Genomic DNA, 26147 nt, shown 5'->3' with positions numbered 1-26147 from the left:
CGCCGAGACGAGATCCGGGACGGCGATAAACCCGTGTCGATCTGATTTGCGAGATTAATCCGCGTCTGCCGAAGGGGGGCCGTCGGCCGCGGCCGCCACCAGCGGCAACACCCGGAACGCGATCTGCTCCGTCAGCGAGATGATCGTCGACGCCCGCGCCACCGCGCCGTGGGCCACGATCCGGTCGATCACCCGTTGCAGGTCGGCGTTGGACCGGGCGACGACCCGGCACATCAGGTCGCCGGACCCGGTGATGGTGTGCGCCTCGAGCACCTCGGGGATGCGGGACAGGTGCACCGCGACCGGATCGTGCCCCTGCCGCTGGCTGATCTCCAGGGTCACGAAGGCGGTCACGCCGTAGCCGATGGACGCCGGCTCGATCTCCGGGCCGAAGCCACGGATCACCCCACGGGCGACCAGCTTGTCGAGGCGGGCCTGGACCGTGCCGCGGGCCACCCGCAGCCGCCGGGCGCATTCGAGAACACCGATCCGGGGCTCGGCCGCCAGCAGTTTGATCAAGGCGGCGTCCAGGCCGTCGAGCTGGACAATCTGCGACGTCATTTCGCCCATCCTCCGGACGGATTGCACAACCTGCTTAGACAATTCTAGGACAGTTGACCAGCGACGGGATCCCGGGCGACGCTCGGCGAAGACGGCAGCCACACGAGGGGAGTCGATGATGACTCAGGCGCTCAACGACACCGACCAGGCCACCGCCGACCGACTGATCGGGGCGGTGGCGCACGACATGACCGACGACCCGTTCCCGGTCAAGGGCCTCGACCACGTCCTGTTCCTGGTCGGCAACGCCAAGCAGGCCGCCCACTACTACTCGACCGCGTTCGGCATGACCTGCGTCGCCTACCGCGGCCCGGAGCAGGGCTTCCGGGACTACGCCGAGTACGTGCTGACCAGCGGCGCCGCCCGCTTCGTGTTCCGCGGCGCGGTGCGTCCGGACGCGGCCGACGCGCAGCACGTGGCCAGGCACTCCGACGGCGTGGTCGACATCGCGCTGGAGGTACCCGACGTCGACGCGGCCTTCGCGTACGCCGTGAAGCAGGGCGCCACCGCGCACACCAAGCCGACCGACGTCTCCGACGAGCACGGCACGGTCCGCTACGCCGCGATCGAGACCTACGGCGACACCCGGCACACGCTGATCGACCGCTCCGGCTACACCGGCCCGTTCCTGCCGGGCTTCATGGCCCGCCGGCCGATCGTCGACCGGTCCGCCGCCATCGCGGCCGGCGTGCAGCCCAAGCGCTACTTCCAGGCGGTCGACCACGTGGTCGGCAACGTCGAGCTCGGCAAGATGGACCACTGGGTCGAGTTCTACAAGCGGGTCATGGGCTTCACCAACATGGCCGAGTTCATCGGCGACGACATCGCCACCGACTACTCGGCGCTGATGTCCAAGGTGGTCGCCAGCGGCACCCGCAAGGTGAAGTTCCCGCTCAACGAGCCCGCGGTCGCCCGCAAGAAGTCGCAGATCGACGAGTACCTCGAGTTCTACGACGGCCCGGGCGCGCAGCACATCGCGATCGCCACCAACGACATCCTGGCCAGCGTCGACGCGATGCGGGCGGCCGGTGTCGAGTTCCTGGACACCCCGGACTCCTACTACGACGACCCGGAGCTGCGGGCGCGCATCGGCACCGTGCGGGTGCCGATCGAGGAGCTCAAGGCGCGCAAGATCCTGGTCGACCGCGACGAGGACGGGTACCTGCTCCAGATCTTCACCAAGCCCGTGCAGGACCGCCCGACGGTGTTCTTCGAGCTCATCGAGCGCCATGGTTCGCTCGGCTTCGGCAAGGGCAACTTCAAGGCGCTCTTCGAGGCGATCGAACGGGAGCAGGACGCGCGCGGCAACCTGTAACACTGTCGGGATGCACCCCGACCCCCAGGCAACACCCGGCGCGCGGGACCCGCGCCAGCCCGGGCCGCCGGCGGGCTACCCGCCGGCCGGCCCGGGCCACATTCCGATGCAGCCGGGGTACGCCGGACCGCCTCCCCCTTGGCGGCCACCGGTCGGCCCCACGGGCCATCCACTCGCGGGCTTCGGCGACCGGTTCCTCGCGTACCTGATCGACGGTCTGATCTTGAGCCTGGCCACCGCCGTACTCGCCTGCCCGATGATGATCTTCCTGGTCGGCACCATGGCGAACGCGGCAGAGCGGCAAACCGACGACGTCGGAGGCATCTTCCTGCTCTTCTTCGCGATCTACGGGCTGATCTTCCTGCTGCAGTTCGTCTTCGCCTACCTCTATTTCGTGGAGTACCAGCTGCGATCCGGACAGACGCTCGGCAAGCGGGTGATGTCGCTGCGGGTGCAACCGATCAGCGGCCAGCCGTTCGACCGTGCCGTCCTGGTGCGCCGCTACCTGGTGCAGTTCGTGGCCGGCACGTTCATCCCGTTCTTCAGCTTCGTCGATGGTCTCTGGCAACTGTGGGATCAGCCGCTCCAGCAGACCCTCCACGACAAGGCGGCGCAGACAGTGGTAGCTAAGGTCGTGCAGTGAGCTCAGTGCCCCCGGGTTGGTACAAAGACCCAGCCGAACCGACGACCCAGCGCTATTGGGACGGTGAAGGCTGGATCGGCGCACCCCTGCCCGCCGACGCGACGCCACCCGACGGTCCGCCGGAGCTACCTCCGCCCCCGCCGCCGGAGCCCGAGACCCCGGCACCCGTCTCGCCGGGCGTGCCGGCCCCCGCACAGACCCCCGGCTACAACGCGTACCCGGGCTACGGCACCCCGCCGCCGGCCAACGGGCACCCGGGTCAGGGGCAGGGCCAGGCCTACGGGCATGCCGGCTACGGCGTGCCGAGCGGTCCCGCGTACCCGCCGGTGCAGACCCTCCAGCAGCCGGTGACCGCGCCGATCGGCGTCCCGCTGGCCAACCCCGGCCTGCGGCTGGTCGCCCGGCTGATCGACATCTTCGCCGTGCTCCTGCTCAACGTCGTGGTCAACGGCTGGTTCGTCTATCGGTACGTGCAGGAGATCGCCCCGTTCTACCGGGAGTTCAACGCCCGCGCCCAGGACGGCGAGTCGTTCGGCTCGCTGATGCAGATGGCGCCGAGCGCCGAGGCCAGCCGGCTGCAGCTGGTCATCCTGATCGTCGCCTGCGCCCTCTGGTTCGCCTACGAGGTGCCGGCCGTCGCCAACAGCGGTCAGACGCTGGGCAAGCGAGTGGTCGGCCTGCGCGTCGTCCGCGTCGACGGAGCACCGAAGCTGGGCTTCGGCCGGTCGCTGCGCCGGTGGAACCTGCTCGGCCTGCCGATGCTGTTCTGGACCTGCTGCGTCGGCTTCATCTGGCAGATCGTCGACTGCTTCTGGCTGACCGTCGACCGCCCGCTGCACCAGGCACTGCACGACAAGGCCGCCCGCACGGTCGTGGTCGTCGCCAACCCCCGACCGCCGGCCGGCGCCAGCCCGCCGCAAGCTCCTGGAGGCTCGTCATGACCCCCCGACTCACCCGGGCCGACCTCGACGCGCTGCCCAGCTACGTGCCTGGCCGCAGCCCCGCCGACCTCGCCCGCGAGCTCGGCCTGCCGGCGGCGATCAAGCTGGCCAGCAACGAGGTGCCATACGGCCCGCTGCCCGGGGTCGTCGAGGCGATCACGGAGGCCGCGGCCAGCTCGCACCGCTACCCGGACATGGGTGTCGTGGAGCTTCGCGAGGCGTTCGCCGCCTCGCTGGGCGTCGAGGTCGAGCGCATCGCGACCGGCTGTGGTTCGGTCGCGCTGGCCGAGCACCTGGTGCGGGCCACCTGTCTGCCGGGCGACGAGGTCGTCTACTCCTGGCGGTCGTTCGAGGCCTACCCGATCATCGCCGCCACGGCCGGTGCCACCAGCGTGCGCGTCCCCAACACCGGGGCGCACGGCCATGACCTGTCGGCGATGTCGGCGGCGATCACCGACCGCACCCGCATGATCTTCGTTTGCAGCCCCAACAACCCCACGGGTACGGCGATCAGCCGCGCCGAGCTGACCCGCTTCCTCGACTCCGTGCCGGACGACGTGCTGGTGGTGCTCGACGAGGCGTACCGCGAGTTCGTGACCGACCCCGACGTGCCCGACGGCCTGGCGGCGTTCGGTGACCGCCCGAACGTGGCGGTCCTGCGCACCCTGTCCAAGGCCTGGGGGCTGGCCGGGCTGCGGATCGGCTATCTGGTCGCCCAGCCGGTCGTGGCCGGAGCCGTGCGCAAGGTGGTCACGCCGTTCTCGACCAGCGCCGTGGCCCAGGCCGCCGCGCTCGCCGCGCTCAAGCAGGCCGACGAGGTCGCCCGCCGGTGCGCCCTGGTGATCGCCGAGCGCGACCGGGTCACCACCGCGATCCGCGCACTGGTGCCGGACGTGCCGGACTCGCAGGCCAACTTCGTCTGGCTGCCGCTGGGCGCCGGCTCGGCCGAGTTCGGGGCCGCCTGTGAGAAGCAGGGCGTGATCGTCCGTCCGTTCCAGGGCGACGGCGTACGCGTCACGATCGGCACCCCGGAGGAGAACGACGCCTTCCTGGCGGCTGCGGCCTCGGCGCTCTAGGTGGTAGCGAGAATGACCGGCTGCGCGTCGAAGTAGTAGTCGGCGTCGTCCTTGGCCGAGGTCTCCGCGAGGCGCTCGGTCAGGAGATAACCGCCGGCCGCGTACGAGTAGCCCGGCACCCAGTCGGTCTTCTCGGCGAAGTACGTGTACCGGAAGCGGGAGATCTCGGCGCCCGAGGTGGCGTCGAGGGTGACCAGGTCACGGTCGGCGGTGAGCACGTATACGCGCCCGTCGGCCGCGGCGAGGATCGTGGCACCGGGCTCCCCGAGGTCGCGGCGCCACGGCTGTGCGCTGTCCGCACCGGTCGCGGTGATCGCCGTGCCGTCGACGGTGACCGCGAGGCCGTTGACCAGGACGGCACCGGGCAAGTCCAGCCGGGCAGGGGCCGGTGTCACGCCCCCGGACAGGAGCCAGGCGCCGCCACCGACCCGCACGCCGCCGCAGGCCGTGCGGGGTGCCGCGCAGTCGAGCGGTTCGAGCACCGTCTCGTCCGTCGTCGCGGGGTCGATCGTGCCGGCCGCGTTGCCGGTGCTGGCGTCGAAGAGCCGGACAGCCTTGTCGCACGGGCTGAGCACCGCGACTCGGCCGTCGGCGGTAGTGAAGCCGGTCGGGTCGGCACCTCCGGGGCAGGCCGGCGCGGTTGCCCGCCAGCCGGCCGTACCCGTCGTCGCCGCGTACGTCTGTATGCCGGTCGGACCGGCCACCACGACCGTGTCGCCGGAGAGGAACAGGCCCGCCGGCGCGTAGACGGTCTGCGCTCCGGTGCGCCTTCCGGCGTACCCGGGAGAGGTCGGCTTCTCGCTCGTGACCCGCCAGATGTCGCGCCCGGTGCGAGCGTCCAACCCCACGAGCACCCCGTCGGACCAGCGGGTGACCACCGTGCCGCCCGCGGCGACCACCCCGACGAGCTCGGCCGGCCAGCGCCGGAACGACCAGTAGGGCGTGTTGAGGTAGCGCGAGTCGACCGGGCCGTCGGCGCGGACCTGGCGCTTGTCGGCGATCACCCGCAGGCGGCCGTCGACGATCAGCGGCGCGGCCGGCAGCGTGCCGAGCACGGCCGGCGGGCGCGGGGTCGGGGCCGCGGGATAGCCGACGGTCGGCTCGGCCAGCACCTCGCCGGGAGCGAACACCCGGTAGACGACGAGGCCGGCGCCCGCGACCAGCACGAGGCCGGCGAGCACCGCGACCACCCGGCGCCGGGCCGCTCCCACCACGGTGGGCACCCTACCGGGGCGGTGCACCGGCCGGGACGATGGTGCCCCGCACCTCGCCCAGCCCGACCGTGACGCCGTCCGGTCCGGGCGCGGTCGCGCTGATCGTCACGGTGTCGCCGTCTTCGAGGAACGTCCGCTCGACCCCGGCGCCGAGCTCGACCGGCTCGGCGCCGCCCCAGGTCAGCTCGAGGAACGAGCCGGTCTCGGAACGGTCCGGCCCGGAGATCGTCCCGGACGCGTAGAGGTCGCCCGTGCGCACCGAAGCGCCGTTGACGGTGAGGTGGGCGAGCTGTTGTGCGGCGGTCCAGTACATCCCGGCGAACGGTGGCCGGCTGACCACCGTGCCGTTCCAGTCCACCTCGAGCCGCAGGTCGAGGCCGAGGTGCGGCACGTCGCGCAGGTAGGGCAGCACCGCCGGGTTCTGCTCGGGTGCCGGCACCCAGGCGTCGGCCAGCGCGTCGAGCGGCACCACCCAGGGCGAGACCGAGGTGGCGAACGACTTGGCCAGGAACGGGCCGAGCGGGCGATATTCCCAGGCCTGGAGATCGCGCGCGGACCAGTCGTTGACCAGCACGATGCCGAACACGTGGTCGGCGAACCGGTCGACCGGCACGGCCTCGCCCAGCGCGGACGGCACACCGACGACGAAGCCCACCTCGGCCTCGATGTCGAGCCGCGTCGACGGGCCGAAGACCGGGCCGTCGGGGGTGGCCCGCTGGCCGCTGGGCCGGATCACCGGGGTGTCGGAGACGACCACCGTGCCGCCGCGGCCGTGGTAGCCGATGGGCAGGTGCCGCCAGTTGGGCAGCAGCGGCTCGTCGTCGGGTCGGAAGATCCGGCCGACGTTGCTGGCGTGGTGCTCGGACGAGTAGAAGTCGACGTAGTCGCCGACCTCGAAGGGCATGACCAGCTCGACCTCGGCCAGCGGCAGCAGCAGCGGCTCGACGTCGGCGCGGTGACCCGCGTCGGTGAGCAGCGCGGTGATCCGGGAGCGCACCGCGCTCCACTGGGGGCGGCCGAGGGCGAGGAACGGGTTGAGAGTCGAGGCGCGCAGCGCGCCTCCGGCGAGCACCAGCCCCGCCGCCTCGGCGCCGTCGAGGTCGAGCAGCAGATCGCCGATCCGCACCCCGATCCGCGCCGGGCGGTCACCCTGCCGGAACACCCCGTAGGGCAGGTTGTGCACGCCGTACGGCGAGCCCTGCGCACCCGGAACCCAGGTCATCCCTCGTATCCCCCGTTCACCAGGCCGAGCCGGATCAGGTCGGTCAGCGGCTCGATCATGCTGCACGAGCCGAACCCGACCCACAGCCCCCTGGCCTGGTCACGGCGAGCCCGGACCGGCTCGATCAGCGGCACCGCGTCGATCGCGGCGAGCACCTCGGCCACGTCGGCCACCTCGCCGCCGTCGAGCGCGAGGGCGGTGCCGGCCAGCACGTTGAGGAAGCCGTGGTGGGTGAAGCCCGTCTCGGGGTCGGCGTGCCGGAGCGCGTGGTGCAGGCCGGCCGTCAGCTTGAACGGCAGCTCCCGGTCACGGCAGGCGCAGATCACCGCGGCCAGCTCGACCGGAGTCGGGAACAGCTCGGCGGCCAGCCCGCCCGTGCGGAACTTCGCCGCCACCCTGACTCCGCCGGCCCGGGCCGCCGCGATCGTGTCGAGCCCGGCCAGCAGGCCGAAGGTCAGCGGGATCTCGGCGTAGACGTCGAGCTCTGGTGCGCGGGCGGCCAGGTCGAGCATGCGGGCGATGCCGGGCTGCGGGTCCTCGCCCCGCTTGGCCACGGCCGCCTCGATCTGGCGTACGGCCACGCGCGGGTCGTCGGGCACGCCGAGCCGGTCGATCGGCAGGTCGCCGATGATGCCGATGTCCAGGCGCTCCGTCGGGTCCAGCAGCCCCGTGAGCGCGTCGACCGACGTGGCCGGCACGAGCAAGGGGCCGACCAGGTCGGCGTACCAGGCGGCCCGATGTTCGCGGTGCGCCGTGACCGCGTCGGGCAGAGCGGCGTTACCAGGCGGGAACACCGCCGCGTCGTCGATGAGCCGATGGAACAGCGGGGCGATCAACGGCTGGTCGGTGGGTGTCCGGCGATCGGTTGACACGGTTACTGAACTTAGTGGACGCTACAAGAAACGGACAATGACGTCCGATTATCGGACGCCGACGGGAGGTCGACATGCCCTACTACCGCAGCGTCGGCGAGGTGCCCCGCAAGCGGCACACCCAGTTCCGGCAGCCTGACGGCGGCCTGTACGCCGAGGAGCTGATGGGTCAGGAGGGCTTCTCGTCTGATTCGTCGCTTCTCTACCACCGTGCGATGCCGACCGCGATCGTGGCCGCCGAGGCGTTCGACCCGCCGTCCTGGAGCCGCACGCCGAACCGTCCGCTCAAGCCCCGGCACCTGCGCACCCACAAGCTCGACACGGCCGGCGCCGACCCGGTGCTGGGCCGGGCGCACCTGCTGGCCAACGACGACGTGCGGATCTCGTACGTGACCGCCGAGCGCCCCTCCCCGCTCTACCGCAACGCGGTCGGCGACGAGTGCCTCTACGTCGAGGCCGGAGCGCTGCGGGTCGAGTCGACGTTCGGGGTCCTCGACGCGGTCGCCGGCGACTACGTGATCATCCCGACCTCGGTGATCCACCGCCTGGTACCGGTGGGCGACTCGCCGGTGCGGCTGCTGGCGATCGAGGCGACCGGGCACATCGGGCCGCCGAAGCGTTACCTCTCGGTGCGTGGGCAGTTCCTGGAGCACGCGCCCTACTGCGAGCGCGACCTCCGCGGCCCCGGTTCTCCTCTTCTGGAGGACGGCACCGACGTCGAGGTGTTGGTCCAGCACCGGCGGGGGTGGACCAAACACGTCTATGCCAACCACCCGTTCGACGTGGTCGGCTGGGACGGGCACCTCTACCCGTGGGCGTTCTCGATCCACGACTTCGAGCCGATCACGGGCCGGGTGCACCAGCCGCCGCCGGTGCACCAGACCTTCCAGGGGCCGAACTTCGTGATCTGCTCGTTCGTGCCGCGCAAGGTCGACTACCACCCGCTGTCGATCCCGGTGCCCTACAACCACCACAACGTCGACTCGGACGAGCTGCTGTTCTACACGGGCGGCAACTACGAGGCCCGCCGCGGCTCGGGGATCGAGCAGGGCTCCATGTCGCTGCACCCGTCGGGCTTCACGCACGGCCCGCAGCCCGGCGCCGCCGAGCGGTCGATCGGCGTCGACTACTTCGACGAGCTGGCCGTCATGGTCGACACCTTCCGGCCGCTCGACCTCTGCGACGCGGCCCTGGCCTGCGAGGACACGGGCTACGCGTGGACCTGGTCGGGGCGGCAGGCCTAGAAGCGCATCCGGGAGACGACCGCGATCGCCGCCACGGCGGTCGTGGCCAGCGCGGCGGCGACGGCCCACGGTGAGCCGACGGCGCCGTACACGATGACGCTCAACGGGCCGGCGATCGTCGCGCCGCCGGCGACGGTCGAGGCCCGGTCGCCGCGCAGCATCTCGCGCGGCGACCCCGGCAGGCGGGTGGCGAACAGCGCCACCAGTCCGAGCCCCGCCAGGCCGAGCAGCACGGCGACCACCCGGGACGTGCCGGGGTGCACCTGGTGCAGCACGGCCGCCAGCATCGCCACCGGCACGGTGAAGGCGCCGACGTAGAGCGCCAGCCAGCCGATCGCGGTCGCCGGAGTGGGTCGCAGGTCGCGCACCTGCGGCGGCGGCACGGCGTAGCGACCCAGCTCGCCCCCGGCCGACGCGAGGCCGGGATCCAGCCGCAGCGCCTCGTCACGCGCCCGCTCGGCGATCTCCTTGAGCTCGAGCCGGCCGGCGATGCCGGACAGCACCAGGTGGGCCTTGGCGTCCTGCGGCGCCAACGCGACCGCCTGCCAGGCGGCGTCGAGCGCCCGCTGGCCGTTGCGCGCCTCACCGAGGATCGCGGCGCCGTGCAGCTGGGCCGCGGGGTCGTCCGGCCCGGCGTCGAGGATGCGGTCGGCCACCGCCGCGGCCTCTTTGAAGCGGCGCAGCTGTATCAGCGCCTCGCCCTGGGTGACCTGCGGTGAAACCTCACCCGGACGCGCGGCGACGGCGCGCTCCGCAGCGGCGAGGGCGAGCGCGGGCCGGCCGGCGGCGAGCTGGATGGCGGCGAGCAGGGCCAGCGCCACGCCGTCTTCCGGGTCGGCGGCGAGTCGCGGGTCGAGCTCGGCCACAGCCTCGTCGAAGTGCCCCAGGTCGGCGAGCAGCTCGGCCCGGCGCAGATGGCCTTCGGTGGGATCGGCATCCATGCTCGACACGGCCCGAGCGTAGCTTGCGACGATCAGGAACGGCTGTGGAGCAGGGCCACGGCGATGCCGGCCAGGCCTTCGCCGCGGCCGGTCAGGCCCAGGCCGTCGGTTGTCGTGCCGGATATCGTGACCGGGGCGTTGACCGCGGCGCCGAGTGCCTGCTGGGCCTCCGCGCGGCGCGGGCCGATCTTGGGGCGGACGCCGACCACCTGGATCGAGATGTTGCCGATCTCGAAGCCCGCCGCTCGCACGAGCCGGGCCGCCTCGCCCAGCAGGGCCACGCCGGAGGCGCCGGCCCATTCCGGTCGGTCGACGCCGAAGTTGCTGCCCAGGTCGCCGAGGCCCGCCGCGGAGAACAGGGCGTCGCAGGCCGCGTGGGCGGCGACATCGCCGTCGGAGTGGCCGGCCAGGCCGTCGACTCCCGGCCAGAACAGGCCCGCCACCCAGCACTCGCGGCCCGCGCCGAAGGCGTGCACGTCGGTGCCGATGCCCACCCGAGGAAGCTCCACGCGGGCAGCCTATTCGGTGGCCAGCAGGTGCTCCGCCAACAGGAGGTCGAACGGGCGAGTGATCTTCAGGGCGTGGTCGGAGCCGGGCACGCAGGTGACGCGTACGCCCTGCTTCTCGACCAGGCCCGCGTCGTCGGTCAGCGGGTCGACGGCGGCGGCGTGCGCGGCGGCGAGGACCTGCCGGCGGAAGCCCTGGGGCGTCTGGACGGCGCGCAGCGGCGCCCGGTCGACGGTGCCGCGCACGGCGTCGTCGGGGCCGACCTCTTTGATCGTGTCGACCACCGGCAGCACCGGGATCACCGCCTCGGCACCGTCCCGGACCGCACCGGCGACGGACTCGACCAGGTCAGGCGGGACGAGCGCACGCGCGGCGTCATGAACGAGCACGATCGGGACGTCCGGGGGCACGGCGGCCAAGGCGGCCGCTACGGACGCCTGGCGGTGAGCGCCACCCGCGACCACCGTGACCGGCGCGACGGGGGCGAGCATGGCCCGCACGGCGGCCACCTCGTCGGGCGGCGCGGCGACGACGACCACGGCGACCGAGGGCGCCTGGCAGATCCTGCGCAGCGCGTGCACCAGCAGCGGCTCGCCGCCGAGCAGGCGGAGCGCCTTGGGTGCGCCGGGACCCAACCGGGTGCCACTGCCCGCGGCTGGAACGAGGACCGCGACGTCACCGCGCGGGTTGAGCTGCGCGGTCACGTCGCGGTCCTCGCGAGTTGATCTGTTGTGCGTCGCGGACGTCAGGCTTCGGTCAGCACCTTGTCGAGGAGCATCTCCGCCTCGTCCTTGGTGCTCTTCTCGGCAAGGGCGACCTCGCCGACCAGGATGTCGCGCGCCTTGGCGAGCATGCGCTTCTCGCCCGCCGACAGGCCCCGCTCCCGCTCGCGGCGCCAAAGGTCACGCACGACCTCAGCAACCTTCAGCGGGTTGCCCGAAGCCAGCTTTTCCAGGTTTGCCTTGTAACGCCGTGACCAGTTGGTCGGCTCTTCGGTGTGCGGAGCACGGAGCACATCGAAGACCTTGCCCAGGCCCTCTTCCCCGACCACCTCGCGCACGCCAACGATCTCGGCGTTTTCGGCGGGCACCCGCACCGTCAAGTCACCCTGAGCGACCCTGAGAACGAGGTAAAGCTTTTCCTCGCCCTTGACGACCCGAGTCTCGATTGCCTCGATGAGTGCGGCCCCGTGGTGGGGGTAAACAACGGTCTCGCCGACACTGAAAACCATAGGTTCGAAACCCCTTTCGCTGTGTCTAGGGTAACACGCGGGAGCACCGATGTCCCATCCCGGTCCTGACCGTTAGTGCAGCTCAGAGGGCTTGTGACAGGTCTTTCTCAGGCTTGACACGCTCCGCGCCGGCCGATTCCAACACGCTGAGTAACCTTCGGGTTACCAATCCGCAGGGGCCTCGTCGATATCGGACGTGAATGCTTCCCACCTCTAAGGGTAACCCGCAAGGGTCGTCGAGCGCCCGCGTGCGGACGGACACAGGCCCGCAGATCGAGATCCAACCCCGCGCATCTCACGTTGAACGGTGGCGTTCGTTCGGCTCGTACGCCACTCTGGAGATAGACGCGACTTCGGACGCGATCAAAGGCTCAGGGGGCGGCATGGGCGGTGACGGCGGGCCTTTCGACGAGCTTCCAGAACTGCCTCCTGACGTACGGATTCCCGACGACGCGGCCGAGCTCGCCGAGGAAGCGGCACAGGTCCGCCGGGAGCTGCGCGAGGAGCGGGTGGGCGGGTCCCGCTCGGGTTCCCGGATCTTCGCGGGCGGCGGGTTCCGCGGCAGCGTCCCGCCGGACGGGGAGCACGCGGCCACCGAGCCGGCCTCCCTCCGGATCCCCTTGCTGATCATGACGGCCGCGCTGCTGGCCGCCGTGATCAGCCTGTTCGCGGCGGCCTGGCCCAACGAGCGGCGCGGCCTGCCGACCCCGGCGTCCGCGAGCGCCTCCGGTCGGCCGGCGCCGACCAGCCTGACCCGCACCGTGCCGGCGGTCGACCTGCTCGACGAAGACGGCGACACCGTGCCGCTCGTCTCACTGCTGCCGGCCGTGCTGATCCTCGCCGACGACTGCCCCTGCGCCGGCGAGATCGCCGCCACGGCACCGGCCGGCGTGACGGTCGTCGCCGTGACCGTCGCCAAGGGCACCGCGCCGCCTCCGACCGCCTCCAAGCCACCGCCTTCGACCGCCACCCTGCCCGGGCCGGTGACCGCCACCGTCCGACGGCTGCGCGATCCGGCCGGCGGGCTGGCCCCGCTGCTGGATGGCTCGAACATCCCGGTCGCGCTCGTGGCGCGCTCCGGCGAGATCACCACGATCGTCGACGGCGCCACACCCAGCAGCGCGTACGCCGCGGATCTGGCCCTGCTGCCCGCTCGCTAGGTATGCCTAGGCGCGGGTAAGGAGCCGGGTAGGTACCCCTGGGCTCGCAAGTTAGGGAACAGCTCCCGATGTCTATGGGTCCGCCGCGCCCGAAGATTGATACATCAACGCAGACCGTTCAAGGAGACGCACGATGTATCAGAACCCGGAGTTCCTGCTCACCCTCGCCCACGACCACCAGCGCGAGCTGATCGCGGAGGCCGACCGCAAGCGGCTCTTCGCCCGGATCAACCGCTCGCGCCGGGCCGAGCGCACGTCCCACGCGCGCTCCACCCGTGGGCCTTCCCACTGACGGCACCGGCCGGCGCGACCTCGCGCCGGCCGGTGTCACCGTCTCAGCCGGCGTCGCGCAGCAGCAGCGACGCGTAGAGCGTCAGCCCGGGTCCGAACGCGAGCGTGACGATCCGCTCGGGCGGGACGGCCCGCCGGCGCAGCCGTTCCAGGATCAGCAGCACGGTCGGCGAGGAGCAGTTGCCGTTCTCGGCCAGCGTCTCCCGTGACGCGGCCATCTGTTCGACCGTGAGCTCGAGCTCCCGCTCGACCACGTTGAGGATGCGTGGCCCGCCCGGATGCACGGCCCAGCCGTCCACGTCGCCGCGGCTCAGACCGTGCCTGGCCAGCAGGTCGTCGACCAGGGTCCGCACGTGCAGCGCGAGCACCTGCGGCACCTTCGGCGACAGCCCCATCCGGAAGCCAAGGTCTGTGACGTCCCAGGTCATGTGGTCGGCGGTGGCGGTGTCGGTGACCGAGGCGACCTCGGCCAGCCTGTAGCCAGAGCCGCCCGGCCGCACCACCACGGCGGCTGCCGCGTCCGAGAACAGCGCGTGCGCCACGATCTGCTGGGTGTCGAACCTGGTCGCCGACGGTTGGATGTGCAGGCCGGTCAGCTCGGCGCAGAGCAGCAGCGCCGGACGACCGCGCGCGGTCACGTAGTCGCTGACCGCGCCGAGCCCGGGCAGCGCCGCGTAACAGCCCATGTGCCCGATGAACAGCCGCTGCGTGTCCGGTGCCATGTCGAGATCCCGGCTGAGCAGGATGTCGAGGCCGGGCGTGACGTAGCCGGTGCACGAGCACACCGCGAACAGGCCGATGTCGTCGATCGACAGGTCGGCGTCGGTCAGCGCCCGGCTCACCGCCTCCTTGCCCAGTGGCAGCGCTTCGACCAGGTACCGCCGCATGCGCTTCTCGGTCGGCCAGTCGGAGACGTCTTCGATCAGCGGGTTGACGCACGCCTGTCGGGTGACGACACCCGCGTTAGCGAAGATCCGTTCGGCCAGCGGCCGGGCCGAGGCCGGAAAGTGCTGCCGGAAGAAGCCGTCCCACAGCTCGGTCTGCTTGGCACCCGGCGGCAACGCCAGCCCGATGCCCGCGATGGTCACCACCGAGGAGCCGATCCGTCGTGGTCGGGGTCGCCGCCGAGCGCCGCGATGCCGAGCCAGTCGGCGCAGACGTCAGAGGTTGCCGGATGCAGGGAGCCGCACCGGGCGTCGCGATAGAGCCGCTCGAGTGGATGGCCACGCCGGGTCGCCGACGTGCCGGCCGCCTCCAGCATCGACGCGGCGACCTCGGCCGCGGTCGTGCCGGCGAGCAGCTTCGCGCGCCACACCCAACGGTTGGTCTCCGGTTCGCCCGGCTCCTCGTCGACCCGGCGGCCCGCCTCGGCGACCACCAGCCGGGCGGCGGCCACGGCGGCGTCGGCGCGACCGACCCGGGCGCGCACCGCCGGCAGGTGGGTCAGCTTGCGGGCGTTCAGGTGCTCGACGGCGGCGTCGATCGCGGCCTGCGCGACACCGACGTAGACGGCCGCGTAGCTCGCGATCAGCCAGTGCGGCATGAGCTGGGCGACCACCAGCGCCAGCCCTTCCATGCCGCCCAGCAGCCGGTCGGCCGGCACGGTCACGTCGAGGTGCAGGTCGTGCGAGGAGGTCGCACGCATGCCCAACGAGTCCCAGGTGCGCTCCACCGCGAGGCCCGGGCTGTCGGCCGGCACCAGGAACTGCGAGACCACGGACTGGTCGCCGATACTGCGGGCGGCGACGAGGTACGCGTCGGCGTGGCCGGCACCCGAGCAGAACGTCTTCGAGCCCTTGAGGTGGTAGCCACCCTCGACCGGCTCGTACGTCGTGGCCAGCTGGGACAGCCGGGAGCCGGCACCGCGCTCGCTCATCGCGACGCCGTACCAGGCACCGCCCGCGGCGTCGGCGAGCAGCCGGTCGCGGGCGGCGAGCGCGCTGTCCGGCAGGCCCAGCGAGTCGGCCAGCTCCGCAGTGACCGCGCCGAGCGCCCCCGTCACCGACGCGTGCATGTTGAACACCAGCGCCGAGGCGCCGTTGCCGCGGGCCAGCTCGTACGCCACCGCCGTGTACTCGGCGAAGCTCGCACCCGCGCCGCCCAGCGCTGTGGGCACCATCAGCCCGAACAGGCCGGCCGACCGCAGATCGGCGAAGTCGTCGACGGGAAAGTCGCCCGCTGCGTCGTAGTCACCCGCGCGGGCCGCCATCCGCGGTGCGACCCGCCGCGCCGATTCCAGCGCGTTCACCACTTGCCACCTCCGGCTACCGGCATTGCGATTGGGTCCTTCACGCCGCGCCCCTGGTAGAGCACGGCGGTGCTGGCGACGGGAACGATCCGCCGCCGGCCGGGGCGTGGGGAACGACCGGCCAGCCAACCGGCGACCGCCCTCAGCGTCGGCCGGATGCCGCGCACCTCCAGGCGGACGCCGTGCGCCGCACACAGCCCGGTGAGCCGGGCCGGGTCCACGAACAGACCAGGATCGTGGATACCCCGTGGCGCGCGCGGCATGCGCTCGGCGATGTGCACGGCGAGGACCCGGCTGACCGCGTTGTCGTTGAGCGTGTCGAGCACCAACAGACCACCGGGGCGCAGCACGCGACAGAGCTCCGCGACGGTGCCGGGCAGGTCCGGGACGTGTTCGAGCAGCTCACCGGCGACCACGACGTGCGCGCTGCCGGTCGCGAGCGGGATGGCCGCCGCGTCGCCCGCCAACGGCGTGACGCCGTGGGCGGCCGCCTGCTCCAGCGCCGACGTCACCAGGTCGATGCCGACGTGGCGGTAGCCGCGGTCGCTCAGATGCGGTGCGAGCAGCCCGGCACCGCAGCCGACGTCGACGAGCACGGCGCCGGGCTCGGCAGCCGGCGGCACGAGCCGGGCCCGGGCCTCGGCGAGCCAGTGCAACATCGCGAAGGGGCCGTCCGGCCGCCACCATTCGCCCGCCAGGTCGTGGTACTGGCGTGGGTCGTTGCGGGGCCGCGGTAGCCGCATTTCCCAAACGGTACAGGCACGTCATGCCTGGCACGACCAATGACGAACCGGCAGACTTCGGGTCATGCCTTGGTCCCTTCGGGCGCTGGTGCGCGCCTCGCATCCGGAGCCCGCGGTCGCGGTCACCACCGTCACCGCGCTGCTCGCCTGGGGGGTGGGCCACGACGCCGCCGGGATCGCCAGGACGGCCGGGGCAATCTTCGCCAGCCAGCTCGCGATCGGCTGGGTGAACGACTGGCTCGACGCGAGCCGGGACCGGGCGGTCGGGCGCGTCGACAAGCCGGTCGCCACCGGCGCGGTCGACCGCACGCTGGTCGGCCGGTGCGGGCTGGTCGCCACGGTGGCCTGCGTGCTGGTCGCGCTGACCACCGGCTTTCCCGCAGCGCTGCTGATGATCGCGGCTCTGGTCTCGGCGCTGCTCTACGACTGGCCGCTCAAGCTGACGCCGTTCTCTGTGCTCCCGTACGCGGTGTCGTTCGGTCTGCTCCCGGCCTTCGTGGTGGTGGCGCTGCCCGGCTCACCGGCCCCGCCGGTCTGGCTGGTGCTGGCCGGTGCGCTGCTGGGCGCGGGAGCGCACTTCGCGAACGCGCTGCCCGATCTCGACGACGACGACCGGACCGGCGTACGCGGCCTGCCGCAACGACTCGGCCCGGCCGGCTCCCGGCTCGCGGCCGCCGTGCTCCTGCTCGCCGCCACCGTCGCGCTGGTCGCCGGGCCGGCCGGTCCGCCGTCCTGGTCCGGCATCGCGGCCGTCCTCGTCGCCGTGGTGGTCCTACCCCTCGGCTGGTACGCCGGACGCGCGGCCGCGGCCCGCGGTGGCCGCCCGGTCGCGATGTTCCGGGCCGTGATGGCGGTGGCCGTGATCGACGTCATCCTGCTCGTGGCGAGTGGTCGCGTGGTGTGACCGTGCGGGCGCACCGCGCGCTGCGTGCGGGTCGATCGTCCACGGCGGATCACGTCCCACTACCCTGGAGCGCGGCCCGCCGGAGCGGCCCGGCCGCGACCAGACGCATTGCGAGGAGGAGCGACGTGACGCGCTCGAAGTTCGGGACCCGCCGTCGCGCGGTGCTGCTCGCCGGCCTGGCCGTGGCAGCATCCGCGAGCCTGTTGCTGACGGGTTGTGGCTCCGGCCAGACCTCGTCGACGGCCGACACGGTGCCGGCGATCGACGGCATCGACGCCGACCTCAACGCGCCCAACGGCGGCAGCTACAGCGTGCGCAACATGACCGTCGACTTCAAGGTCGAGGGTTACCCCGCCGGTTCCGACGCGCGGCTCGCGCTGGCGCTCTACAACAACACCGGCTCGCCGGTGACCGTGCGGGTGAGCAGCCCGGGCGCCGAGGCCGTGCGGCTGGTCAACCCCAGCGCGACGCCGAGCCCGACGGCCGCCGAGCCGACCGCGACGGCCACGGCGACGCCCGACGCCGGTGCCACCGGCACGCCGACGCCGACCACCCCGGCCGCGCCGCCGGCCCCGGCCCAGGTCGGCGGCCCCGCCGAGATCACCATCCCGCCGGCTGGCTTCGTGCAGCTCAACCAGCAGCAGGGCAGCTACCTGCTGCTGACCGGGCTGACCGACGAGCTCAACGACGGCAACTCCGTGCCGGTGGTGTTCGACTTCAACGGCCAGCAGCTCACCGCCGACGCGGGGCTGGCGGTGCCGCTGTCGCCGCTGCCGCGCGGGCCGCGGGTCGTTCCCGACGAGGGCCACGAGGCCGACGTCGCGCCTGTGGGCTGACTGTCGTACGGCCGCGATAAGTTCCGCGGGTGAGTACCCGAGCGGCCGCGCGGCCGGCCTACGTCTGCGACGCCTGCGGTCACCAGCCGCCCAAGTGGCTCGGGCGCTGCCCCGAGTGCGGTGAGTGGGGCTCGGTCGTCGAGGCCACCACCGGGCCTGCCGTGGCCGGCAAGGTGGTCGCCACCCGCATGCCGTCCGAGCCGGCGCGGCCGATCGCCACGATCAGTGCGGCGCCGGCCAAGGCGCGGCCCAGCGGTGTCTCTGAGCTCGACCGGGTGCTCGGCGGCGGTTTCGTGCCCGGCGCGGTCGTGCTGCTCGCCGGCGAGCCCGGTGTCGGCAAGTCGACCCTGCTGCTCGACGTGGCCCAGCGCTGGGCGGCGGCCGGCGAGACGCCGTCGCTGGTGATCAGCGGCGAAGAGTCGGTGAGCCAGGTCCGGCTACGGGCCGAGCGCATCGGCGCCCTCGACGAGCGCCTCTACCTCGCGGCCGAGAGCGACCTGTCGGCCGTGCTCGGCCACCTGGACGCGGTCAAGCCCGGGCTGCTGGTGCTCGACTCGGTGCAGACCATCTCGATCGCCGGTGAGGGCGTCCCGGGCGGCGTGACCCAGGTCCGCGCGGTGACGGCGGCCCTCGTCGCGGTGGCCAAGGAGCGCGGCATCGCCACCGTGCTGGTCGGGCACGTGACCAAGGACGGCCAGGTGGCCGGTCCCCGGGTGCTCGAGCACCTGGTCGACGTGGTGCTGCACTTCGAGGGCGACAAGCACTCCGCCCTACGGCTCGTGCGGGGCATGAAGAACCGGTTCGGCGCGGCCGACGAGGTGGGCTGCTTCGAGATGCACGAGTCGGGCATCGCCAGCCTGGCCGATCCGTCCGGCATGTTCCTCACCCGCTATGCCGAGGCCGTCCCGGGCACCTGCGTGACCGTGGCGATGGAGGGCCGGCGCGCGCTGGTGACCGAGGTGCAGGCGCTGATCGGCGCGGCCGTGCCCGGCTCGCCCCGGCGCACCGTCTCCGGCATCGACAGCGCCCGGCTGGCCATGGTGCTGGCGGTCCTGCAGACCCGCACGAAGCAGCTCACCCTGCACGACCGGGAGGTGTTCGCGGCCACGGTCGGCGGCATCCGGGTCACCGAGCCCGCGGCCGACCTGGCGATGGCGCTGGCGGTCGCCTCCGGTGGCCTCAACCTGGCCATCTCGCCCCGGCTGGCCGCGATCGGCGAGGTCGGGCTGACCGGTGAGGTGCGCCGGGTCGGTGCGGTCCCCCGGCGGCTGGCCGAGGCGGCCCGGCTGGGGTTCCGCTACGCGCTAGTGCCGCCCGACTGCGGTCCGGCCAAGACGGGAGTCGCCGCGCCCGGGCTGCGCGTCGAAGAGGTTGGTGACCTGGCCACCGCGCTGCAGTGGGCGGCCCGGTTCTCCGCCGAATGACCAGCGGCGATTCGCCCGATTATCACCAAAATGGCGGCCGGGTTTAGCCCACGAAGGCCGACTTGGGTGCCCCGGCGCCCAACCGTGACCGCAGCGAGTTCATGACGGTCCGTAGACTGTTGCCCGTGCCGTTCGACCGCGACTCCAACAAGACCGCTGGTGCGAGCCTGCCGGGCCGCGCTGGTGTCGCCGGCGCACCCCAGCAGCGGGTCGTCGGGTCCGCACCGACGAGTCCGGCGCCGGCCGGCGGCGTGGCGGGTGACCCGTTGCGCGCCAACCTCGCCCTCATGGCGCCGGGCACCGCCCTGCGCGACGGCCTGGAGCGCATCCTGCGCGGCCGCACCGGCGCGCTGATCGTGCTCGGCTACGACAGCGTGGTCGAGGAGATCTGCACCGGCGGCTTTCCCCTCGACGTCGAGTTCTCCGCGACCCGGCTGCGCGAGCTGTGCAAGATGGACGGCGCGGTGGTGCTCTCCAGCGACGGCACCCGCATCGTGCGGGCCGCCGTGCACCTCATGCCCGACCCGTCGATCCCGTCGGAAGAGTCCGGCACCCGCCACCGCACGGCCGAGCGGGTGGCCAAGCAGACCGGCTTCCCGGTGATCTCGGTCAGCCAGTCGATGCGGATCATCGGCCTCTACGTGAGCGGCCACCGGCACGTGCTGGACGACTCGGCCGCGATCCTCTCCCGAGCCAACCAGGCGCTGGCCACCCTCGAGCGCTACAAGATGCGCCTCGACGAGGTCTCCGGCACCCTGTCCGCCCTGGAGATCGAAGATCTGGTGACGGTCCGCGACGCGGTCGCGGTCGTGCAGCGGCTCGAGATGGTCCGCCGGATCGCCGACGAGATCTCCGGCTACGTGGTCGAGCTCGGCACCGACGGCCGGCTGCTCGCCCTCCAGCTCGACGAGCTGATGGCCGGCGTCGACGCCGACCGCACCCTGGTCATCCGCGACTACCTGCCGTCCGGCCGTCGCGCCCGCACCCTCGACGAAGGGCTGGTCGAGCTCGACCTGCTCTCCTCGACCGAGCTCATCGACCTGGTGGCCGTGGCCAAGGCGATCGGCTATCCCGGCGCCTCCGACGCGCTCGACGCCGCGGTCAGCCCGCGCGGCTTCCGCCTGCTGGCCAAGGTCCCCCGCCTGCCCGGCACAGTGGTCGACCGCCTGGTCGACCACTTCGGCAGCCTCCAGCGGCTGCTCGGCGCCACTGTGGAGGACCTACAGGCGGTCGACGGGGTTGGCGACGCCCGCGCCCGGGGTGTCCGTGAGGGTCTGTCCCGGCTCGCCGAGGCGTCCATCCTGGAGCGCTACGTCTGAGGCCCTGACCGGCCTCAACTGAGGGTCAGCTTGACCGGGTTGCTGGTCTTGGTGGCCAGGCGCCCGAACACCTGGTATTCGCCGGCCGCGGGGACCGGTCCGTCGGCCAGGTTGTCGGCGCACTTGCTGACGTCTTTGCCGTTCCAGTCGACCCGGTATTCCCGCTCGAAGTTCGGGGTGAACGGCTGCACGTCGCTGCCCTTGACGTTGCCGCAGGTGTCCGAGGACCAGACCTTCGCGGCGCCCTTCTTGATGTAAAGCTCCTGCTGGTCAGCGCCGACGTCGCGGCTGCAGGTGCGCTTGCCCGTGTTCTTGATCCGCAGCCGGATCGCGATCATCGAGCCACGCGCGGCCGACGTCACCTCGGGCACCGGCGTGATCAGCATTTCCGCGTCGGTGCAGGAGCCGTCGTCGGGCGGCGGTGCTGCCTCTCCCGTACGCGGTGCCGGGTTGGTCGGCGGCGGCTCTTCCACAGCCGGCGAGCTCTCGTCTTCCGGCGGGTCGGTGTACGGCTTGAGGACCGTCACGGTCGGCTTCGGGTCGACCGCTGGCGCGCTGCTCTGGCCGTTCTTGCCGTTGCCGACGGAACTGGCGTCGCCACCGGAGCATGACTGGACGATCAGGAATATGACGACGACAGCCGCACCGAGCACGATTGCCCGACGCCGCCAGTAGACGGCGGAAGGCAGGGGGCCAACCGTCAGTCGCATGATGGGATCACCGTATCGGTGTGTGCCGTTCCAACCGCGACGACGCGCCGCGTGACATTCGGGACTCGTGAGGGTCGTTTACAGATAGACCTTCCGCTGATACAGGGCGTGCGCGCCGGCCACTCGATCCAGGAACAGCAACCCCGCACAGTGGTCGATCTCGTGCTGCAGCGCACGGGCCTCGAACCCGTCGGTGGTCAGTTGGACCGGCTCGCCGGTGCCCGGCAGCAGGCCCTCGACCACCACCCGACTGGCCCGCTTCACGTCGCCGGTCAGGTCGGGCACCGACATGCAACCCTCGCGACCCGGGCGCCAGCGGGTCGCCGACACCACGGTCGCGTTGCACAGCACGAAGGTGCCGTGCACCGTCACCGCCTTGGGATGCCCGGTCACGTCGACCGCGAACACCCGCGCCGACGCGCCCACCTGCGGCGCCGCCAGACCGACGCAGCCCGGCGAGACCCGCATCGTGGCCACCAGGTCGGCGGCGAGCTGGACCACCGCCGGGTCGGTCGGGTCGACGACCTCCCCGTCGCGGGCGAGCACCTGGTCGGGTGCGCTGACCACGGGTCGCACCTGGCCGGGCTGGGCCAGCTCCGTGAGCCAGCCGGCGAGGCTCACGCCGGCATCACAGGACATCGGACTCGGCGCGGCGGAGCACGACGTCGACGCCGAGGCCGGTCGCCACCTCCGTGAGGCGCCGCTCGGTCGCCTCGGCCGTGCCCGGTGGCAGCTCCACCTCGGCGACCAGCACGTAGAGGGGGCCGGCCAGCCGGGTCGTCAGGTCCGTGATGTTGCCGCCGGCGTCGGCCACCACCCGCGTCACCTCGGCGACGATGCCGAGCCGGTCGGCGCCGTGCACGCTGAGCACGTAGGGCTCCCCGGTCGGCTCCGTGCTCTCCTCCGGCCCGACCGCCCGCACCGTGGCCAGCAGCCGGCCGCGCACCGCGACCGGGTTCAGGGCCGCTTCCACGTCCGCCGCGTCGGGACCGGTGCAGACCAGGGTCATCGCGAAATGGCCACGCAGCCGGGTCATCGTCGAGTCGGTGAGGTTGGCGCCGAGGTCGGCCAGCACGCCGGCGACGTCGGCCACGATGCCGGGCCGGTCACGGCCGAGGACGGTGATCGCTAGCTCCTCCACCCGAGAGAGTCTGCCCGATTCCCACCCCGCGCAGGAGTCGGCGCGCGGGGTGGCAGGATCGGTGGTCATGCCCGAGGAAAGCGTCGCTCTCGCCGCGATTCGCTGGTTCGACGCCAACGCGCGCGACCTGCCGTGGCGCCATCCCGACGCCGGCGCCTGGGCGATCCTGGTCAGCGAGGTCATGCTCCAGCAGACGCCGGTCGTACGGGTGCTGCCGGCCTACGAGGCGTGGCTGGCCCGCTGGCCCACCCCGGCCGCCCTGGCCGCCGACGAGCCGGGTGAGGCCATCCGGATGTGGGGCCGCCTGGGCTACCCGCGCCGCGCGTTGCGGCTGCACGAGTGCGCCACCGCGATCGCCCAGCGGCACGACGGCGTGGTTCCCGACGACCTCGACCAGCTGCTCGCGCTGCCGGGCGTCGGTGCCTACACCGCACGGGCGGTGACCGCCTTCGCGTACGGGCAGCGCCAGCCCGTAGTCGACACCAACGTTCGCAGGTTCGTCGCCCGGGCGGTGACCGGGCTGGCCGACGGCGGGCACACGACGCGGCCGGCCGACCTGGTCGAGACCGCCGCCCTGCTGCCGGACGAGCCGGCGGTGGCGGCCCGGGCCAGCGCCGCGTTCATGGAGCTGGGAGCCGTGGTCTGCGTGGCCCGCTCGCCGCGCTGCACGATCTGCCCGCTCGTCGACCGCTGTGCCTGGCGGGCCGCCGGTCGCCCGGCGCTGGACGGCCCCAGCCGCCGGCCGCAGACCTACGCGGGCACCGACCGCCAGGTCCGTGGCCTACTCCTGGCCGTGCTCCGGGAGGCCGTCGAGCCGGTGCCACGGGTCCGCCTGGACGTCGTCTGGCCGGATCCGACCCAGCGCGACCGCGCCCTGCGGGGGTTGATCGACGACGGCCTGGTCGACCCGCTCCCCGGCGACCTGTTCACCCTGCCGACCGGCGGATAGCAAAAGGGCCCGGCGCATACGCGCCGGGCCCTTTTTCGTCTAGCAGGGTCAGTCGGTGGCTTCCGCCGCACCGAGGTCGGCGGGCACCGCGTCGGGCACCTCGACCGGCTTCTCCGCGCCGCGGAACACCAGCTTCGACTTGTCGATGTTCTCCGGGTCACCCTCGCAGTCGACGACGACGATCTGGCCGGGCTTCAGCTCGTTGAAGAGGATCCGCTCGGACAGGTTGTCCTCGATGTCGCGCTGGATCGTGCGGCGCAGCGGCCGGGCACCCAGCACCGGGTCGAAGCCCTTCTTCGCCAGGTACTTCTTGGCGTTGTCGGTCAGCTCCAGGCCCATGTCCTTGTTGCGCAGCTGAGCCTCGATGCGCTGGATCATGATGTCGACGATCGACAGGATCTCGCGCTCGGTCAGCTGGTGGAAGACGATCGTGTCGTCGATCCGGTTCAGGAACTCGGGCCGGAAGTGCTGCTTGAGCTCGTCGTTGACCTTCTGCTTCATCCGCTCGTAGTTCGAGTCGGAGTCTTCAGAAGCCTGGAAGCCCAGCGACACCGCCTTGGCGACGTCACGCGTGCCCAGGTTGGTGGTCAGGATGATCACCGTGTTCTTGAAGTCGACGATGCGACCCTGACCGTCGGTCAGGCGTCCGTCTTCCAAGATCTGGAGCAGCGTGTTGAAGACGTCCGGGTGGGCCTTCTCGATCTCGTCGAAGAGGACCACCGAGAACGGCCGGCGGCGCACCTTCTCGGTGAGCTGGCCACCCTCGTCGTAGCCCACGTAGCCGGGAGGCGCACCGACGAGGCGCGACACCGTGTAGCGGTCGTGGAACTCGGACATGTCGAGCTGGATCAGCGCGTCCTCGCTGCCGAAGAGGAACTCGGCGAGCGCCTTGGACAGCTCGGTCTTACCGACGCCGGACGGGCCGGCGAAGATGAACGAGCCGGACGGGCGCTTCGGGTCCTTGAGGCCGGCCCGGGTGCGCCGGATGGCCTTGGACACGGCCTTGACCGAGTCTTCCTGGCCGACGACCCGCTTGTGCAGCTCGTCCTCCATGCGCAGCAGTCGAGCGGTCTCTTCCTCGGTCAGCTTGTAGACCGGGATGCCGGTCCAGTTGGCCAGGACCTCGGCGATCTGCTCGTCGTCGACCTCGCTGACGACGTCGAGGTCGCCGGCCTTCCACTCCTTCTCCCGCTGGGCCTTCTGCCCGAGGAGCTGCTTCTCCTTGTCGCGCAGCTGCGCGGCCCGCTCGAAGTCCTGCGCGTCGATCGCGGACTCCTTGTCGCGACGGACCTGGGCGATCCGCTCGTCGAAGTCACGCAGGTCTGGCGGCGCGGTCATCCGGCGGATGCGCATCCGGGCGCCCGCCTCGTCGATCAGGTCGATCGCCTTGTCGGGCAGGAAGCGGTCGGAGATGTAGCGGTCGGCGAGCGTCGCCGCGGCGACCAGCGCCGCGTCGGTGATCGACACGCGGTGGTGCGCCTCGTAGCGGTCGCGCAGGCCCTTGAGGATCTCGATGGTGTGCGCCAGCGAGGGCTCACCCACCTGGATCGGCTGGAACCGGCGCTCGAGCGCCGCGTCCTTCTCGAGGTGCTTGCGGTATTCGTCGAGCGTCGTCGCACCGATCGTCTGCAGCTCGCCCCGGGCCAGCATCGGCTTCAGGATCGAGGCGGCGTCGATCGCGCCCTCGGCGGCACCCGCACCCACCAGGGTGTGGATCTCGTCGATGAACAGGATGATGTCGCCGCGGGTGCGGATCTCCTTGAGCACCTTCTTGAGGCGCTCCTCGAAGTCACCGCGGTAGCGGGAACCGGCGACCAGCGCACCGAGGTCGAGCGTGTAGAGCTGCTTGTCCTTGAGCGTCTCGGGCACCTCGCCCTTGATGATCCGCTGGGACAGGCCCTCGACGACCGCCGTCTTGCCGACGCCGGGCTCACCGATCAGGACCGGGTTGTTCTTGGTGCGGCGGGAGAGCACCTGCATCACCCGCTCGATCTCCTTCTCGCGCCCGATGACCGGGTCGAGCTTGCCCTCACGGGCGGCCTGGGTGAGGTTGCGGCCGAACTGGTCGAGCACGAGGCTCGTCGACGGCGCGGCCTCGCCCGGGGTGGCGCCGGCAGCCGCCGGCTCCTTGCCCTGGTAGCCGGAGAGGAGCTGGATGACCTGCTGGCGGACCCGGTTGAGGTCGGCGCCGAGCTTGACCAGCACCTGGGCGGCGACGCCCTCGCCCTCACGGATCAGCCCGAGCAGGATGTGCTCCGTGCCGATGTAGTTGTGACCGAGCTGCAACGCTTCGCGCAGCGATAGCTCGAGCACCTTCTTGGCCCGCGGCGTGAACGGGATGTGCCCGCTCGGCGCCTGCTGACCCTGGCCGATGATCTCCTCGACCTGCTGGCGGACGCCTTCCAGGGAGATACCGAGACTCTCCAGCGCCTTCGCCGCGACACCCTCACCCTCGTGGATGAGGCCGAGCAGGATGTGCTCAGTGCCGATGTAGTTGTGGTTGAGCATCCGGGCTTCTTCTTGAGCCAGGACGACAACCCGTCGCGCTCGGTCGGTGAACCGCTCGAACATGCCCTCGTGCTCCTCACGTGCCGTGCGCCTGAGTCTGGCCGGACCAGCGACTTGGCGGAACCAACGCACAGTCGCCCGGGGAAG

The 26147-nt window shown here is 72.1% G+C and carries 27 protein-coding genes; 12 read left to right on the top strand and 15 right to left on the bottom strand.

Features of this window, described 5'->3' with window-relative positions:
- Positions 1 to 54: 54 nt before the first annotated feature.
- Entirely contained in the window at positions 55 to 561 is a 507-nt protein-coding gene (locus AB0J88_RS01050; RefSeq protein ID WP_364354446.1) for an Lrp/AsnC family transcriptional regulator, read from the bottom strand.
- Between the two features lie 118 nt (positions 562 to 679).
- On the opposite strand from AB0J88_RS01050, the gene hppD reads away from it, so the two are divergent.
- Genes hppD through hisC form a run of 4 tightly spaced genes read left to right on the top strand, consistent with a single transcriptional unit; the run spans position 680 to position 4536 of the window.
- Positions 680 to 1876, top strand: a complete 1197-nt coding sequence (hppD, locus tag AB0J88_RS01045) for a 4-hydroxyphenylpyruvate dioxygenase (protein ID WP_364354625.1) — start codon at positions 680 to 682, stop codon at positions 1874 to 1876.
- A gap of 10 nt (positions 1877 to 1886) precedes the next feature.
- On the top strand, positions 1887 to 2519 hold the full coding sequence (locus AB0J88_RS01040) for an RDD family protein (protein ID WP_364354443.1): 633 nt from the start codon (positions 1887 to 1889) through the stop codon (positions 2517 to 2519).
- Positions 2516 to 3460 carry an RDD family protein gene (locus tag AB0J88_RS01035; protein WP_364354440.1) on the top strand — a complete coding sequence of 315 codons (945 nt, stop codon included), beginning with the start codon at positions 2516 to 2518 and terminating at the stop codon, positions 3458 to 3460. The genes AB0J88_RS01040 and AB0J88_RS01035 overlap by 4 nt, the downstream gene beginning before the upstream one ends.
- Entirely contained in the window at positions 3457 to 4536 is a 1080-nt protein-coding gene (gene hisC / locus AB0J88_RS01030; protein WP_364354437.1) for a histidinol-phosphate transaminase, read from the top strand. The genes AB0J88_RS01035 and hisC overlap by 4 nt, the downstream gene beginning before the upstream one ends.
- Here hisC and AB0J88_RS01025 read toward each other — a convergent pair.
- Genes AB0J88_RS01025 through AB0J88_RS01015 form a run of 3 tightly spaced genes read right to left on the bottom strand, consistent with a single transcriptional unit; the run spans position 4533 to position 7805 of the window.
- Positions 4533 to 5750: a PQQ-binding-like beta-propeller repeat protein gene (locus AB0J88_RS01025; RefSeq protein WP_364354434.1), complete on the bottom strand. Its 1218-nt coding sequence runs from the start codon at positions 5748 to 5750 to the stop codon at positions 4533 to 4535. The two genes, hisC and AB0J88_RS01025, sit on opposite strands and share 4 nt — an antisense overlap.
- A gap of 10 nt (positions 5751 to 5760) precedes the next feature.
- Positions 5761 to 6972 (bottom strand): fumarylacetoacetase, encoded by a 1212-nt coding sequence (gene fahA / locus AB0J88_RS01020; protein WP_364354432.1) that lies wholly within the window; start codon positions 6970 to 6972, stop codon positions 5761 to 5763.
- Positions 6969 to 7805, bottom strand: a complete 837-nt coding sequence (locus tag AB0J88_RS01015) for a hypothetical protein (protein ID WP_364354622.1) — start codon at positions 7803 to 7805, stop codon at positions 6969 to 6971. Before AB0J88_RS01015 ends, fahA begins: the two co-directional genes overlap by 4 nt.
- Positions 7806 to 7918: 113 nt before the next feature.
- On the opposite strand from AB0J88_RS01015, the gene AB0J88_RS01010 reads away from it, so the two are divergent.
- A complete protein-coding gene (locus tag AB0J88_RS01010) occupies positions 7919 to 9088 on the top strand; it encodes a homogentisate 1,2-dioxygenase domain-containing protein (protein ID WP_364354429.1) in 1170 nt (389 codons plus the stop codon).
- Here AB0J88_RS01010 and AB0J88_RS01005 read toward each other — a convergent pair.
- From AB0J88_RS01005 to AB0J88_RS00990, 4 genes are read right to left on the bottom strand one after another with little or no spacing between them, the layout of a single operon-like run.
- Positions 9085 to 10029, bottom strand: coding sequence for a tetratricopeptide repeat protein (locus tag AB0J88_RS01005; RefSeq protein ID WP_364354619.1), 945 nt, complete (start codon positions 10027 to 10029; stop codon positions 9085 to 9087). The two genes, AB0J88_RS01010 and AB0J88_RS01005, sit on opposite strands and share 4 nt — an antisense overlap.
- 32 nt (positions 10030 to 10061) lie before the next feature.
- Positions 10062 to 10538, bottom strand: coding sequence for a 2-C-methyl-D-erythritol 2,4-cyclodiphosphate synthase (gene ispF, locus AB0J88_RS01000; RefSeq protein ID WP_364354426.1), 477 nt, complete (start codon positions 10536 to 10538; stop codon positions 10062 to 10064).
- A 9-nt stretch (positions 10539 to 10547) separates the two neighbouring features.
- A complete protein-coding gene (ispD, locus tag AB0J88_RS00995; protein WP_364354423.1) occupies positions 10548 to 11240 on the bottom strand; it encodes a 2-C-methyl-D-erythritol 4-phosphate cytidylyltransferase in 693 nt (230 codons plus the stop codon).
- Positions 11241 to 11281: 41 nt separating this feature from the next.
- Positions 11282 to 11767: a CarD family transcriptional regulator gene (locus AB0J88_RS00990; protein WP_089253673.1), complete on the bottom strand. Its 486-nt coding sequence runs from the start codon at positions 11765 to 11767 to the stop codon at positions 11282 to 11284.
- A gap of 383 nt (positions 11768 to 12150) precedes the next feature.
- On the opposite strand from AB0J88_RS00990, the gene AB0J88_RS00985 reads away from it, so the two are divergent.
- Together AB0J88_RS00985 and AB0J88_RS00980 are read left to right on the top strand one after the other, a co-directional pair.
- The gene (locus AB0J88_RS00985) at positions 12151 to 12927 is read left to right on the top strand and encodes a hypothetical protein (protein ID WP_364354419.1); all 777 of its coding nucleotides are present in this window, start codon (positions 12151 to 12153) and stop codon (positions 12925 to 12927) included.
- 133 nt (positions 12928 to 13060) lie between these two features.
- Positions 13061 to 13219, top strand: a complete 159-nt coding sequence (locus tag AB0J88_RS00980) for a hypothetical protein (RefSeq protein ID WP_364354416.1) — start codon at positions 13061 to 13063, stop codon at positions 13217 to 13219.
- Between the two features lie 43 nt (positions 13220 to 13262).
- On the opposite strand, the gene AB0J88_RS00975 is transcribed toward AB0J88_RS00980, so the two are convergent.
- From AB0J88_RS00975 to AB0J88_RS00965, 3 genes are read right to left on the bottom strand one after another with little or no spacing between them, the layout of a single operon-like run.
- Positions 13263 to 14321, bottom strand: coding sequence for a type III polyketide synthase (locus AB0J88_RS00975; RefSeq protein ID WP_364354616.1), 1059 nt, complete (start codon positions 14319 to 14321; stop codon positions 13263 to 13265).
- A complete protein-coding gene (locus AB0J88_RS00970) occupies positions 14303 to 15469 on the bottom strand; it encodes an acyl-CoA dehydrogenase family protein (RefSeq protein WP_364354413.1) in 1167 nt (388 codons plus the stop codon). Before AB0J88_RS00970 ends, AB0J88_RS00975 begins: the two co-directional genes overlap by 19 nt.
- A complete protein-coding gene (locus tag AB0J88_RS00965) occupies positions 15463 to 16209 on the bottom strand; it encodes a methyltransferase domain-containing protein (RefSeq protein WP_364354410.1) in 747 nt (248 codons plus the stop codon). The genes AB0J88_RS00970 and AB0J88_RS00965 overlap by 7 nt, the downstream gene beginning before the upstream one ends.
- Before the next feature lie 64 nt (positions 16210 to 16273).
- Here AB0J88_RS00965 and AB0J88_RS00960 point away from each other — a divergent pair, with 64 nt between their 5' ends.
- From AB0J88_RS00960 to disA, 4 genes are all read left to right on the top strand, one after another.
- Positions 16274 to 17113, top strand: a complete 840-nt coding sequence (locus AB0J88_RS00960; RefSeq protein WP_364354407.1) for a UbiA family prenyltransferase — start codon at positions 16274 to 16276, stop codon at positions 17111 to 17113.
- A gap of 125 nt (positions 17114 to 17238) precedes the next feature.
- On the top strand, positions 17239 to 17949 hold the full coding sequence (locus tag AB0J88_RS00955; protein ID WP_364354404.1) for a hypothetical protein: 711 nt from the start codon (positions 17239 to 17241) through the stop codon (positions 17947 to 17949).
- Positions 17950 to 17978: 29 nt separating this feature from the next.
- Entirely contained in the window at positions 17979 to 19373 is a 1395-nt protein-coding gene (gene radA, locus AB0J88_RS00950; protein WP_364354401.1) for a DNA repair protein RadA, read from the top strand.
- 125 nt (positions 19374 to 19498) lie between these two features.
- Positions 19499 to 20692: a DNA integrity scanning diadenylate cyclase DisA gene (disA, locus tag AB0J88_RS00945; RefSeq protein WP_364354398.1), complete on the top strand. Its 1194-nt coding sequence runs from the start codon at positions 19499 to 19501 to the stop codon at positions 20690 to 20692.
- Between the two features lie 14 nt (positions 20693 to 20706).
- Here the strand turns inward: disA and AB0J88_RS00940 are convergent, their stop codons facing one another.
- From AB0J88_RS00940 to AB0J88_RS00930, 3 genes are all read right to left on the bottom strand, one after another.
- Positions 20707 to 21402: a hypothetical protein gene (locus AB0J88_RS00940; RefSeq protein ID WP_364354396.1), complete on the bottom strand. Its 696-nt coding sequence runs from the start codon at positions 21400 to 21402 to the stop codon at positions 20707 to 20709.
- Positions 21403 to 21480: 78 nt separating this feature from the next.
- On the bottom strand, positions 21481 to 22041 hold the full coding sequence (locus AB0J88_RS00935) for a peptide deformylase (protein ID WP_364354393.1): 561 nt from the start codon (positions 22039 to 22041) through the stop codon (positions 21481 to 21483).
- Complete coding sequence (locus AB0J88_RS00930) at positions 22031 to 22543, bottom strand: ACT domain-containing protein (RefSeq protein WP_364354390.1); 513 nt, start codon at positions 22541 to 22543, stop codon at positions 22031 to 22033. The genes AB0J88_RS00935 and AB0J88_RS00930 overlap by 11 nt, the downstream gene beginning before the upstream one ends.
- A 67-nt stretch (positions 22544 to 22610) precedes the next feature.
- Between AB0J88_RS00930 and AB0J88_RS00925 the strand changes: the two genes are divergently transcribed.
- Positions 22611 to 23492: an A/G-specific adenine glycosylase gene (locus AB0J88_RS00925; protein ID WP_364354387.1), complete on the top strand. Its 882-nt coding sequence runs from the start codon at positions 22611 to 22613 to the stop codon at positions 23490 to 23492.
- A gap of 48 nt (positions 23493 to 23540) precedes the next feature.
- On the opposite strand, the gene AB0J88_RS00920 is transcribed toward AB0J88_RS00925, so the two are convergent.
- Positions 23541 to 26063 (bottom strand): ATP-dependent Clp protease ATP-binding subunit, encoded by a 2523-nt coding sequence (locus AB0J88_RS00920; RefSeq protein WP_364354384.1) that lies wholly within the window; start codon positions 26061 to 26063, stop codon positions 23541 to 23543.
- Positions 26064 to 26147 lie beyond the last annotated feature (84 nt).

This window comes from Asanoa sp. NPDC049475, from assembly GCF_040676915.1.
Taxonomy (GTDB): Bacteria; Actinomycetota; Actinomycetes; order Mycobacteriales; family Micromonosporaceae; genus Asanoa.
Note: the sequence above shows the minus strand (reverse complement) of the source record. Positions and strands in the feature narration are given on the sequence as shown.

Coding starts and splice junctions, on each gene's coding strand:
- AB0J88_RS00920 (WP_364354384.1), bottom strand. CDS start 26,063: ATGTTCGAGCGGTTCACCGACCGAGCGCGACGGGTTGTCGTCCTGGCT.
- hisC (WP_364354437.1), top strand. CDS start 3,457: ATGACCCCCCGACTCACCCGGGCCGACCTCGACGCGCTGCCCAGCTAC.
- AB0J88_RS00990 (WP_089253673.1), bottom strand. CDS start 11,767: ATGGTTTTCAGTGTCGGCGAGACCGTTGTTTACCCCCACCACGGGGCC.
- AB0J88_RS01050 (WP_364354446.1), bottom strand. CDS start 561: ATGACGTCGCAGATTGTCCAGCTCGACGGCCTGGACGCCGCCTTGATC.
- AB0J88_RS00980 (WP_364354416.1), top strand. CDS start 13,061: ATGTATCAGAACCCGGAGTTCCTGCTCACCCTCGCCCACGACCACCAG.
- AB0J88_RS01005 (WP_364354619.1), bottom strand. CDS start 10,029: ATGGATGCCGATCCCACCGAAGGCCATCTGCGCCGGGCCGAGCTGCTC.
- hppD (WP_364354625.1), top strand. CDS start 680: ATGACTCAGGCGCTCAACGACACCGACCAGGCCACCGCCGACCGACTG.
- fahA (WP_364354432.1), bottom strand. CDS start 6,972: ATGACCTGGGTTCCGGGTGCGCAGGGCTCGCCGTACGGCGTGCACAAC.
- AB0J88_RS00940 (WP_364354396.1), bottom strand. CDS start 21,402: ATGCGACTGACGGTTGGCCCCCTGCCTTCCGCCGTCTACTGGCGGCGT.
- AB0J88_RS01010 (WP_364354429.1), top strand. CDS start 7,919: ATGCCCTACTACCGCAGCGTCGGCGAGGTGCCCCGCAAGCGGCACACC.
- AB0J88_RS00985 (WP_364354419.1), top strand. CDS start 12,151: ATGGGCGGTGACGGCGGGCCTTTCGACGAGCTTCCAGAACTGCCTCCT.
- AB0J88_RS00965 (WP_364354410.1), bottom strand. CDS start 16,209: ATGCGGCTACCGCGGCCCCGCAACGACCCACGCCAGTACCACGACCTG.
- AB0J88_RS00925 (WP_364354387.1), top strand. CDS start 22,611: ATGCCCGAGGAAAGCGTCGCTCTCGCCGCGATTCGCTGGTTCGACGCC.
- AB0J88_RS00935 (WP_364354393.1), bottom strand. CDS start 22,041: ATGTCCTGTGATGCCGGCGTGAGCCTCGCCGGCTGGCTCACGGAGCTG.
- AB0J88_RS01040 (WP_364354443.1), top strand. CDS start 1,887: ATGCACCCCGACCCCCAGGCAACACCCGGCGCGCGGGACCCGCGCCAG.
- AB0J88_RS00960 (WP_364354407.1), top strand. CDS start 16,274: ATGCCTTGGTCCCTTCGGGCGCTGGTGCGCGCCTCGCATCCGGAGCCC.